At 60.1% G+C, this 12,085-nt stretch carries 11 protein-coding genes; all 11 read left to right on the top strand.

Features of this window, described 5'->3' with window-relative positions:
- The first annotated feature begins 26 nt into the window (after positions 1–26).
- Complete coding sequence (locus J4862_RS02865; protein ID WP_211789235.1) at positions 27–854, top strand: threonine/serine exporter family protein; 828 nt, start codon at positions 27–29, stop codon at positions 852–854.
- A 43-nt stretch (positions 855–897) separates the two neighbouring features.
- A complete protein-coding gene (locus J4862_RS02870; protein WP_211789236.1) occupies positions 898–1,389 on the top strand; it encodes a threonine/serine exporter family protein in 492 nt (163 codons plus the stop codon).
- Between the two features lie 114 nt (positions 1,390–1,503).
- Positions 1,504–4,305, top strand: coding sequence for a leucine--tRNA ligase (gene leuS / locus J4862_RS02875; protein ID WP_211789237.1), 2,802 nt, complete (start codon positions 1,504–1,506; stop codon positions 4,303–4,305).
- 40 nt (positions 4,306–4,345) lie between these two features.
- The gene (locus J4862_RS02880) at positions 4,346–5,344 is read left to right on the top strand and encodes a YitT family protein (protein ID WP_211789238.1); all 999 of its coding nucleotides are present in this window, start codon (positions 4,346–4,348) and stop codon (positions 5,342–5,344) included.
- Between the two features lie 626 nt (positions 5,345–5,970).
- Positions 5,971–7,026, top strand: coding sequence for a transcription antitermination factor NusB (nusB, locus tag J4862_RS02885; RefSeq protein WP_211789239.1), 1,056 nt, complete (start codon positions 5,971–5,973; stop codon positions 7,024–7,026).
- 40 nt (positions 7,027–7,066) lie between these two features.
- Positions 7,067–7,369, top strand: a complete 303-nt coding sequence (yajC, locus tag J4862_RS02890; protein ID WP_211789240.1) for a preprotein translocase subunit YajC — start codon at positions 7,067–7,069, stop codon at positions 7,367–7,369.
- Between the two features lie 156 nt (positions 7,370–7,525).
- Positions 7,526–8,563 (top strand): YbbR-like domain-containing protein, encoded by a 1,038-nt coding sequence (locus tag J4862_RS02895; protein ID WP_211789241.1) that lies wholly within the window; start codon positions 7,526–7,528, stop codon positions 8,561–8,563.
- Positions 8,541–9,173, top strand: coding sequence for a dephospho-CoA kinase (gene coaE, locus J4862_RS02900; protein ID WP_211789242.1), 633 nt, complete (start codon positions 8,541–8,543; stop codon positions 9,171–9,173). Before J4862_RS02895 ends, coaE begins: the two co-directional genes overlap by 23 nt.
- Before the next feature lie 49 nt (positions 9,174–9,222).
- Positions 9,223–9,639, top strand: coding sequence for a DUF5606 domain-containing protein (locus tag J4862_RS02905; RefSeq protein ID WP_211789243.1), 417 nt, complete (start codon positions 9,223–9,225; stop codon positions 9,637–9,639).
- Between the two features lie 79 nt (positions 9,640–9,718).
- The gene (kbl, locus tag J4862_RS02910; protein ID WP_211789244.1) at positions 9,719–10,909 is read left to right on the top strand and encodes a glycine C-acetyltransferase; all 1,191 of its coding nucleotides are present in this window, start codon (positions 9,719–9,721) and stop codon (positions 10,907–10,909) included.
- A gap of 94 nt (positions 10,910–11,003) precedes the next feature.
- On the top strand, positions 11,004–11,837 hold the full coding sequence (locus J4862_RS02915) for a DNA-processing protein DprA (protein ID WP_211789245.1): 834 nt from the start codon (positions 11,004–11,006) through the stop codon (positions 11,835–11,837).
- The last annotated feature ends 248 nt before the right edge of the window (positions 11,838–12,085 follow it).

Below are 12,085 nucleotides of genomic sequence, written 5' to 3' on the forward strand. Positions count from 1 at the left end.
CCTCCCCAAGGCAGCGATCATCTATTATGGCCCAGTCCGTCCCCCTAGCACTACGAGATATTGACAAGGAGCATCTCCTGGAGTTCCTTCTGCGCTACGCGACGACGCAGACCAGCGTCGGGGTGCAGACCTCCCGCATCGTCGTCAATACGACGCGTATAGCCCATGCCTATGGCTATGAGCTGACGATCATGATGTTCCAGCGCAACATCGCCATGACGCTGACCCCCGTCCTGGAGGGTGCTGCGGGGAGCTATCAGCGCCTTGACTACGCCCACCCCGTGACGGGCATGAGCCAGCATAAGCACAGCCCGCTGAACTTCTACCTCAATGCCGAGCTTAGCCGTCTGAGCTGGTACACCTATGATAACCACCCCGATCTAGATGAGCTGGAGGCACGCTTCGAGCGTATCCTCACCACACAGCCCGTCAATCGCTGGCTCGTGCTCTACCTCATTAGCCAGGCCAATATGTGCCTGTGTCTGCTCTTCGGCGGCGATCTCGTCTCCTCGCTCTTCGTCTTTCTCGGGACCTTCCTCGGCTTCTTGGTGAGGCAGGAGCTCAATAGACGGCACGCCTATATCTACCTGACGATATGCCTCTCTGCCTTTATCGCCTCCTTCGTCGTAGGCCTAGGGGCGAAGTGGGGGCTGGAGGCTAGCCCTGAGATCGCCCTAGGGGCAAGCGTCCTCTACCTCATCCCCGGCGTCCCCTTCATCAATGGCATCATGGACCTGCTGGACGGCTATATGCTCAATGGGCTTTCGCGTCTGATGACTGCGGCCATGATCGTGGTGAGCATCACGGTCGGGCTCAGCGGTACGCTGCTACTGCTCGGACTATCGCTGCTCTGATCCCCTCGCTTCGCCTCTTCCCCTTATACGACACACCTTCCCTATGGACTTCGTCTTGATCTTTCAGAAGGGCTTCTTCGCCGCCATCGCAGCACTCGGCTTCGCTGCTGTCGGGAATCCCTCGCCTGCGGCCTTCCGCTACGCTCCGCTTCTAGCCTTCTTCGGCAATGTGATCCGCTTCTCTCTCATGCAGTACGCAGAGGTGAACATCGCTGTGGCCTCCTTCTTCGCCGCCATCTTCATCGGCTTCATGGCCGTAGGCTTCGCCTTCTATGCCCGCTATCCGATCGAGGTCTTTGCCTTCCCGGCCTTGCTCCCGATGATCCCAGGGCAGTATGCTTACCGCTCACTCCTGGCGATGATCCGCTTCATCGAGACCAGTAGTACTGAGATGCAGGAGCAGTACCTGCCGATGATCATCAGCAACGCGATCACGGCGCTCCTGACGATGTTCGCCCTCGGGGTCGGGGTCGCGATCCCGCTCTTCATCTTCTACAAGACCTCCTTCCGTATGACGCGTGGCGAGGCCAAATAGGAGGTTGCTCTAAATGATGTACCTTTGTGTTGCGCTTACCTATACCCCTTGACGGAGCTATATGTAGGCGCAACGATTATTTAAGGAATACGTATCATCATAGTAAGGTCATAGATGGAATACAACTTTAGAGCGATAGAGGCTCGCTGGCAAGAGTACTGGAGCGCACACGAGGTCTACCGAGTCACTGAGGACAGCACGCGTCCAGCGTATTATGTGCTAGATATGTTCCCCTATCCCTCTGGTGCAGGGCTGCACGTGGGGCATCCACTGGGCTACATCGCCTCGGATATCTTCGCTCGCTACAAGCGTCTACGCGGCTTCAACGTACTCCATCCTATGGGCTATGATGCCTTCGGTCTGCCCGCCGAGCAGTATGCGATCCAGACGGGACAGCACCCCGAGGTCACTACCGAGGAGAACATACGGCGCTACCGCAGCCAGCTGGAGCGTATCGGCTTCAGCTACGACTGGTCGCGCGAGCTCCGCACCTCAGACCCCGAGTACTACAAGTGGACGCAGTGGACCTTCATCCAGCTCTTCCACTCCTACTATGATAAGGCGGCTGATAAGGCTCTCCCCATCGCCCAGCTCGTGGCTCAGCTGGAGCGCACGGGTACGGCTGGCCTTCATGTCGCTCAGGGCGAGGAGCTGCACTTCACGGCAGCCGACTGGCAGAGCTGGTCGGAGACCAAGCGTATGCAGGTGCTGATGAACTATCGCCTTGCCTACCTCGGCGAGACGATGGTCAACTGGTGTGCCGCTCTGGGCACCGTGCTGGCTAATGATGAGGTCAGCGATGGCGTCAGCGTCCGTGGTGGCCACCCTGTGGAGCAGCGCAAGATGCAGCAGTGGTGTCTGCGCGTCTCGGCCTATGCGGGGCGTCTGCTGAGCGGCCTCGATGGACTGAACTGGAGCGAGTCACTCAAGGAGTCGCAGCGCAACTGGATCGGCCGCAGCGAGGGTGCTGAGGTGCGCTTCCCTGTGCTCCGCTCGCCTGAAGGCTCCGAGGAGAAGGGAGCCCTGACGGTCTTCACCACGCGTGTCGATACGATCTATGGTGTGACCTTTATGGTGCTTGCCCCCGAGAGTGACTACGTCGCCGAGGTGACCACCCCTGAGCAGGCAGCGGCTGTCGAGGAGTACCTCGCTGCCACGCGCCGCCGTACCGAGCGCGATCGCATGTCCGATCGCCGCGTCTCGGGCGTCTTCACTGGCGCCTATGCTCGCCACCCGCTGACGGGTGCAGCCATTCCCATCTGGGTCAGCGACTATGTCCTGGCGGGCTATGGTACGGGCGCTGTGATGGCCGTACCCGCCCATGACAGCCGGGACTTCGCCTTTGCACGTCACTTCGACCTGCCCATCGTGCAGGTCGTCGTCCCCGAGGGCGAGGAGCCCAGCGATACCAGCACTTGGACGGAGAGCAAGGATAGCAAGCAGGGCGTGCTTATCAATTCGGGTATCCTTGACGGCCGCTCCGTGGCCGACGCCATCGCGACGATGAAGGCCTATGTCGAGGCTGAGGGCCTCGGCCGCGTCCAAATCAACTACCGCCTACGTGACGCCATCTTTAGCCGCCAGCGCTACTGGGGCGAGCCCTTCCCTATCTACTACGACGCTGAGGGCATAGCCCGCACGCTCCCCGAGGATCAGCTGCCGCTGCACCTTCCCGAGGTCGATAAGTTCCTCCCCACGACGGACGGGCAGCCACCGCTGGGTCGTGCTAAGGGCTGGCATACCGCTGAGGGCTACCCCTACGAGCTGAGCACGATGCCTGGCTTCGCAGGGAGCTCGGCCTACTACCTCCGCTATATGGACCCCCACAATGAGCAGGCACTCGTGAGCCCCGAAAAGAATGCCTATTGGCGTAGCGTCGACCTCTACGTCGGCGGCGCCGAGCACGCTACGGGCCACCTGATCTATAGCCGCTTCTGGAATAAGTTCCTCTACGACCTCGGCCTCGTTGTCGAGGACGAGCCCTTCCAGAAGCTCGTCAATCAGGGCATGATCCAGGGACGCTCCAACTTCGTCTACCGCATCAAGGACACCAATACCTTCGTCTCGCTCGGTCTACGCGATCAGTACGACACGACACCCATCCACGTGGACGTCAACATCGTCTACAACGACCAGCTCGACCTCGAGGCCTTTAAGGCCTGGCGCCCTGAGTATGCCACTGCTGAGTTCATCCTCGAGGACGGGAAGTATATCTGCGACTGGGCTGTCGAGAAGATGAGCAAGTCGATGTTCAACGTCGTTAATCCCGACATGATCATCGAGCGCTACGGTGCCGACACCCTTCGCCTCTACGAGATGTTCCTTGGCCCGCTCGAGCAGAGCAAGCCTTGGGACACGAACGGCATCGACGGGGTGCACCGCTTCCTACGTAAGCTCTGGGCGCTCTACTACGGTGCTGAGGGGCTGCGCGTGACAGATGGGGCGGCCACCAGCAAGGACGAACTGAAGAGCCTGCACAAGCTGATCAAAAAGGTCACGCAGGACGTCGAGCAGTTCTCCTTCAATACCTCCGTAGCAGCCTTCATGATCTGCATCAACGAGCTGCAGGCGCTTAAGACTAGCTCCCGCGAGGTGCTGCAGCCGCTGCTCATCCTCCTAGCGCCCTTCGCTCCGCACATCACCGAGGAGCTGTGGCACGCCCTCGGCGAGACGACGACTATTGTCTCTGCGCAGTGGCCCGAGTGCCGCGAGGAGTATCTGGTAGAGGATCAGGTCAAGTATCCCGTCAGCTTCAACGGCAAGACACGCTTTACGATGGAGTTCCCCACCGCGGCCACACCCGCCGAGATCCAGGAGGCTGTACTCGCCTCGGAGGAGGCACAGCGCTGGCTCGAGGGTAAGACGCCCAAGAAGGTGATCGTCGTCCCTGGGCGCATCATCAACATCGTCCTCTAGCTCCCTTAGCTACTACTACCACTCATTATATCTATCACCTATGTCTGCTCAGTTTAACCTCCTGCACTTCTTCGGGCGTAAGTTCAAGGAGCTAGGAGAGGAGCTCTCGCGTCAGCTGGTATCGAAGTACTTCTGGCGAGACCTTCTTGTCGTCTTCGCTGGGGTGCTCATCTACACGGTGGGCTTCAGCTTCCTTATCTATCCCCAGCGTGTCACTACGGGGGGGCTCATGGGGATCTCCAACATCATCACCATCATCACGGGGGTGCCCGTTGACGTGCCGTACAACCTGATCAACATTACCCTGCTGGTCATCGCCTTCCTCTTCCTTGATAAGAACTTCTTCATCAAGACGCTCATAGGCATTGGTCTCCTGGCGATCATCGTCCCTATAGCGACGCGCTATGTGATCCCTGACCCCAGCAATGAGGCCTATTGGCACCTGATGGTACTGAAGGATCAGCCGCTCCTTGCGCTTATCCTTGGGTCGATGATGACGGGGCTTGGGCTAGGCTTTGTCTTCTCGGTGAACGGCAGTACGGGGGGGACGGACGTGATCGTGGCGCTCATCAGCCGCTATCGCAACATGTCCTTCAGCCGCCTCTACGTGGCTACGGACTCCACCATCGTCCTCTTCTCCTTCATCGCCAACGTGTATCTGGCGGACATCAAGATCGACCCGCTGGTCGCCTTTGACAAGATCGTGATGTCCTTCATCCAGGTTGTCCTGCTCGGCATCACGATGGATTGGTACACGAGCGGCAATAGGCAATCCATCCAGTTCCTTATCTTCAGCCAGAAGTACAAGGAGATCAACGACGCGATCATCTCACGCCTGCACCGCGGTTGCACCATCCTAGAGGCTACGGGCGGCTATACGGGGCAGTCGCAGAAGGTGCTGCTGGTCGTCGTGCGTAAGCAGCAGTCTGTCGCCATCTCCCGCGTCATCGAGGAGATTGACCCCAAGGCCTTCGTCTCACAGGGGGCGGTCAAGGGCGTCTACGGCCAAGGTTTCGAGAGCCTCAAGAGCCTCAAGTAAGGTCTTCCGCATCCTTCCCCGCGCTTATCTACATCTTAGCCTAAGCGCCGACTCCCTCCTCATATAGAATCTCATCACGAGCGCCCCACCTACCTTCGCGGTAGGTGGGGCGCTCGCTGTTTATTGGGCTGCGCCCTTGGCCTCCCGAGGCTCTTCAGCTGGTGAGGTAGGTCGCTGATGCTTCTTGGAGCCTGCGACGAGCCTCCCCGTCCTTGCTCCTCGGCAAGTTGACTGATATCCCTGAGCGAGCTGACGGACGTCCCTGAGGTCGGTGACTGATAGCCCTCACGGCGCTGAAGGATATCGCTCAGCCCCCGTCTGACTAGGCTCGCAGCTTGCTGCTGGGCGGGGCAAGCCGAGTGCTTGGCGGTCTACTCCATGAGGCCTGGCTGATTGCCTTAGGCGTCTTCGCCTGCTGTGGAGCCTTAGGCGAATGCTCCCTAGGGGAGAGCTATGGATGTAGCTTGCGCTCCTTCGGCTTTAGGCGGTGCGTACTAATTGGCCGAATCATCGTATCTTTGTCGTACAGCTAGAGGATAGCCTGGTGATCTTTGCTCATAGGGACTGGTAGTCGTCACACCGAAGAGTACTGTCATCCGTCCCGAGAGCTCAAGGAATCAAACGATATGATCAACAGAGTACTGATACGCACCCGTGTGCTGCAAGTGGCCTACGCCCACCTACATCGAGGAGAGCTAAGCCTCTCAGCGGCTGAACAAGATCTAGAGCTGAGCCTTCAGCGCACCTATGATCTCTACCTCTACCTACTGCAGCTGATCCCTTCCCTTACCGACTTCTATCGCGAGGTGCTCGAGGTGCGCCGCCGTAAGCATCTGGCTACACAGGCCGAGCGTACGCCGAATATGCGCCTGGTCGAGAACCGCCTAGCCGCTCAGCTCTCTGAGACGCCCGAGCTCACGGCCTGGTATGCGAACTTCGGTCTCCGCTGGGAGGACGATGAGGCGCTGCTGCGTCATCTGCTGCGCAAGATCGAGCGCTCCGAGCTCTACCAAGACTATACCCATGGTCGCAGTGATAGCTGGGCCGCTGATCAGACCTTCTGGCTAGAGGCCTTCCACCAGCTCATCGCGGGCGACGAGCTCCTCAATGAGTACCTCGAGGCACACTCTATATACTGGGAGGATGACCTTGCCGTGGTCGAGAAGGCCGAGGTAGAGGAGCGTCCACACAGCGAGGAGGAGCAGCTACAGCAGGCTCTTCAGGTAGCCCGTGAGGCCGGTACCTATCAGGCCGTACGCCTGGAGAACGGTCCCGTAGAGGTCGTCAAGGACTTCCTTGAGAAGACGCTACGTCGTGCCACCGAGGAGGAAGGGCTGCAGGGGCAGATCCTGCCGATGTTCCGCGACGAGGAGGACGAGCTCTTCGCCCGTCACCTCCTTCGCCAGCTCCTGATGAAGGGCAATGACTACATGCAGTTCATCGAGCCGGTTCTCTCCGAGGGCTGGAGTACCGAGCGTCTTGCTGACATCGATGCGCTGCTGCTGCGTCTAGGCGTGACCGAATTCCTCCACTTCCCCGCCATCCCCACGCACATCACGATCAACGAGTACGTCGAGCTCGCCAAGCACTATTCGACGGCGCACAGTGCAGCCTTCGTCAACGGCGTGCTGGATGCTGTAGCGCGCCAGCTCAAGGATAGTGGGAAGATCATCAAGCAATAATTCAACCTTTTCCCAAAAGAACTAAGAACAAGTACAAACGATGGTAATGACGATCCTACAAGCCTCCCCTCAGGGTGGGGGTATGATGAATATAGCGATGATCATACTGATCTTCGTGATCTTCTACTTCTTCATGATCCGCCCACAGCAGCGCAAGCAGAAGGAGCTCCAGAAGAAGCGCGAGGCGCTCGGGACCAATGACCGTATCGTGACCAGTGGCGGCCTCTATGGCGTCATCAAGGATATCAAGGAGACGGAGTTCGTCGTCGAGATCGCCGACGGCGTGCGTGTGCGCGTCGATAAGGGCTCGGTCTTCCCCGCTGGCGATAGCTCAGCTCGATAAGCGCTCCCTATAGAGGAGCAGATCCTACTACGTGAGGGCTGCCCTCGGAGCGTACCGCGCTCGGAGGGCAGCCCCGCTGTTTGTTCCCTAGCTGGGAGCCTCGGGCTGCCTTGGCCTTAGCCCCTATGCCCTGCTAGGACTCATAGATCATATAGGATGCGTCTCGAGATAAAGAACCTCCCCACGACGAATGCCGACAGGCAGCAGCCCCAGCAGCGCTCTCGGCGGCAGGGGGCTAGCCGCCAGCTGCTCACCTTCCTCTTCTTCGTCTTGCTCTCCGCTGCCCTGTGGTTCATCCAGAGCATGGAGCGCCGCTTCACCTACACGCTGCATATCCCTGTCCGCTATGACTCGGTACCGCCAGCGGTAGGGATCAATACGCGTCTGCCGGAGGAAATCCAGGTGACGCTCGAGGATACGGGGGCGCACATCCTCGAGTATGCGACGCGCGGAGTCAATGTCCTGCACGTCCCACTGAAGCTCGACCAAGGGGTCCCCGTGGGCTTCAGCCTCAGCGTGGAGGAGCTGCAGCACGCTGTCAGTCAGCGCCTCTATAATACGGCGCGCGTCAGCCAGATCACTCCGCAGACGCTCCAGGCGACCTCCTACCGTAGGCAGCGCAAGGTCGTACCCGTGGAGCTGGGAGCACTGCCTCCCATCGTCTCGGGCTTCACGGTACAGGATCGGGAGCTGACGCCGAGTGAGGTGACGATCTTCGGCTCACGCGAGCAGCTCGATGGCATCAGCAAGATCTATACGGCGGCCTTTGCCGAGGAGCAGCTCTCTGGGACGACGACGACCAAGGTCGGGCTCCAGCTCCCCGAGGGCATCTATGCCTCGACGCGGGTCATCCAGGTGCACCTAGCCATCGAGCGCCTGATCGAGAGTAGCCTCACGCTACCGCTCTCCGTCCTCGGTGTCCCCGAGGGGCAGACGCTCTACCCCCTGCCCAGCCGCGCCACACTCCAGCTGCGCATCCCTTACTCGCGTAGCGGTCAGGTACGTCCTGAGGACTTCGCCCTCACCGTCAATTATCCTCAGCCTACGCCAGACGAGCATGGGCAGCTGCGCTACCCGCAGAATCTCGCCGTGGAGCTGAGCAAGAAGCCCAGCTGGGTCAAGTACTGGAGCATACAGCCCGATAGCATACAGTACGTCATCGAGTCGGATCATGAGCGCGCACAATCCAAGTAATCCCTACCGCGAGCCGCGTATCCTGACGCTGGGCCTCACGGGCGGTATAGGCAGTGGCAAGAGCTATGTCTCGCGTCTCCTCGAGGCGGCAGGCCTCCCCGTCTACGACAGTGATCGGCGGGCTAAGGAGCTCTACGATGAGGATACCCAGCTACGAGGCGCCGTGCAGGAGCTCTGTGGGGCAGATGTTTACGACGCGGAGACGGAGCGCCTCGACCGAGCGCTGCTGGCCTCGCGCATCTTCGCTGACCCGAGGCTCCTCCAGCAGGTCAATGCCTTAGTACACCCTGCGGTGCGTCGAGACTTCCAGCGCTGGCGCCGCGAGCAGCTCGAGGCGGGCGCTGCGCTTTGTGCCCTAGAGAGCGCCCTTCTACTAGACTCGGGCCTGCGACACTATGTCGATCGGGTCGTCGTCGTCGCGGCCTCGGAGGCACTCCGCCTGGCGCGGGCGATGGCTCGTGATGGGGTAGGGGCGGAGGCGATACAGCAGCGTATGGCGCGTCAGAGACCCCAGGCGGAGCTCATCGCCGAGGCCGATCACGTGCTCTACAACGAGCTAGACAGCGATCTCGAGGCTCAGGTATCGAGCCTTCTGGCCTCGTTAGCGTGATATTGCTTACATTTGCACTACCAAGTATATAGAACCACATAGCAATCATATGTTACAGACCATCCTCTCCGTCTCAGGTAAGCCTGGGCTCTATCGCCTCCTATCGCAGGGTAAGAATACGCTCATCGTCGAATCGCTACAGACGAAGCAGCGCCTGCCCATCCTCCCTAAGGATAAGGTGGTCTCGCTGGGGGATATCTCTATGTTCACCATCGAGGAGGACGTGCCTCTGTCGGAGGTGCTGACCCGCGTGCAGGAGCATCAGGCAGGCGTGCCCTTCGCCGAAGAGCTGCTGAAGGACGGCGACGCGCTGCGTGAGACCTTCGGTGAGATCCTCCCCAGCTACGACAGAGAGCGTGTCTACACCTCGGATATCAAGAAGCTCTTCAGCTGGTACAATATCCTCCTCGCCGCTGGCATCACCAGCTACAACGACGAGGAAGAGGCCACCGAGGCAGAGCAGTAAGCACAAGTAAAAGGGTAGCGCAGCACGAGGCTGCAGCTACCCTTATCAGTTAATATACCTACATTAAGACACAAGTACTATGTTCGCAGGCATGAAGGAGTTCCTCTCCAAGGAACTGCAAGCCATCGATGAGGCTGGGCTCTACAAGCGTGAGCGCATCATCGTCACCCCACAGACGGCTGACATCAAGATCAGCACGGGACAGGACGTCATCAACTTCTGTGCTAATAACTACCTCGGGCTCTCCGACCATCCCCGCCTCGTGGCTGCGGCCAAGGCAGCTATGGATAGTCATGGCTTCGGCATGAGCTCGGTGCGCTTCATCTGCGGCACGCAGGATCTGCACAAGGAGCTGGAGCAGGCCATCGCCCGCTACTTCCACACCGAGGACACCATCCTCTACGCTGCGTGCTTCGATGCCAATGGTGGGCTCTTCGAGCCGCTCTTCGGCCCTGAGGACGCTATCATCAGCGACGCCCTGAACCACGCCTCCATCATCGACGGCGTGCGTCTGTGCAAGGCTCAGCGCTACCGCTACGAGAACGCCAATATGGAGGACCTCGAGCGCGTCCTCAAGGAAGCCCAGTCCGCACGCTTCCGCATCATCGTCACTGACGGGGTCTTTTCCATGGATGGCAACGTCGCTCCTATGGATAAGATCTGTGACCTGGCAGAGCAGTACGATGCCCTCGTGATGGTCGATGAGTGCCACTCGGCAGGAGTCGTCGGTGCTACGGGGAGAGGTGTGGCAGAGCAGTTCGACTGCTACGGCCGTATCGACATCCACACCGGGACGCTGGGTAAGGCCTTCGGCGGCGCGGTCGGCGGCTTCACCACGGGCCCTAAGGAGATCATCGATATGCTTCGTCAGCGCTCGCGCCCCTATCTCTTCAGCAACTCTATCCCCCCCGCAGTTGTCGGCGCAGGGCTCGAGGTCTTCAAGATGCTCGAGGAGAGTGACGAGCTCCACACCAAGCTGATGGAGAACGTCAACTACTTCCGCGACAAGATGCTGGCAGCGGGCTTCGACATCAAGCCCACCCAGTCAGCGATCTGCGCCGTGATGCTCTACGATGCCAAGCTCTCTCAGGAGTACGCTGCTCGTCTCCTCGAGGAAGGGATCTACGTCACGGGCTTCTACTATCCCGTCGTCCCCAAGGGGCAGGCACGTATCCGTGTCCAGCTCTCGGCTGCACACGAGCGTCACCACCTCGACAAGGCGATCAACGCCTTCATCAAGGTAGGGCGTGAGCTCGGCGCGCTGAAGTAAGCAGAGCGCCTCCCCACCTATGACACTAAGGCTACCGCTCTGCCCTCGCTATGGGGTAGGGCGGTAGCCTTACTTACTTCGCCCCTTCGCTGCGATGACAGACCTTTTAGCTAATCGCCTGATTGACCTCCTAGCACTGCAGCAGGCGGGGCTGGCGCGTCGTGAGCTCCTGCAGCTCTTTGACCCCACCACGACTGAGCCCGAGCTGCCCCTAGACCTACCGCCACTGCTTCACGCCTATGAGGCCGAGCTAAGGAGCGGCCACGCGGCTGCCTGCACGCTCCTCGAGCGCTGCGACGAGCTCGGGATTAGCCTCCATCCCATCTTTGCCCCAAGCTATCCCCAGCGTCTACGACGCCTCGGCGCAGGGCGCCCGCTCGTCCTCTATAGTCGGGGTAATAGCCAGCTGCTGGAGTCGCCGAGCGCGCTGTGTATCGTGGGGACGCGCCAGCCCGATGCAGCGGGAGCAGCCCGAGCCTACCAGCTGGGCTATGATGCCGCACGGAGTGGCGCAGTGGTCATCAGTGGCTTGGCGCGGGGCTGTGATGCTGAGGCGCACCGTGGGGCACTCTCCGCGGGAGGAGCGACGCTGGCCGTCGTCGCCACGGGGCTCGATGTGACCTATCCCGAGGAGCACGCCGAGCTCTCGGAGCAGCTCCTCGTGCACGGCGGCCTCATCCTCTCGGAGTACCCTCTGGGCGTCGGGGTCGCCCGGGAGCGCTTTGTACATCGGGATCGCTTGCTCGCGGCGCTCGCCGAGGAGGTGCAGGTCGCGCAGTGTGGCCTCGATAGTGGTACGCTGCATACGGTGCGGGTCGCTCGGCGGCTGCACATCCCCGTCTCGGCCTCCAGCTATACCCCTTATACCGAGCAGAGCCGCGGCAATGAGTACCTCCTGGAGGCGGGGCTGGCACGGCCTTTAGATTAAGTCAAAGGTCTCCTCGCCTTAGCCTAAGGGTAGGGTCAAGGGGGCTCAAGCGAAGCCCGAGCATAAGGCGAAGGTTCCTGATGGATATCAGTCAGGCTGCCCAGGGGCGTCACTCAGCAGCGTGACTGGTATCATTCAGAGGGCTGACGGCTATCCCTCACGGAGCCTCTGCCTCTCCCTTGATTCCCTTAGCGCGTAAAGATAAAGCCCCGAGCACCGTATGGCGCTCGGGGCTTCCTTGTACCCTA

Source organism: Porphyromonas sp. oral taxon 275 (assembly GCF_018127745.1).
GTDB lineage: Bacteria > Bacteroidota > Bacteroidia > Bacteroidales > Porphyromonadaceae > Porphyromonas.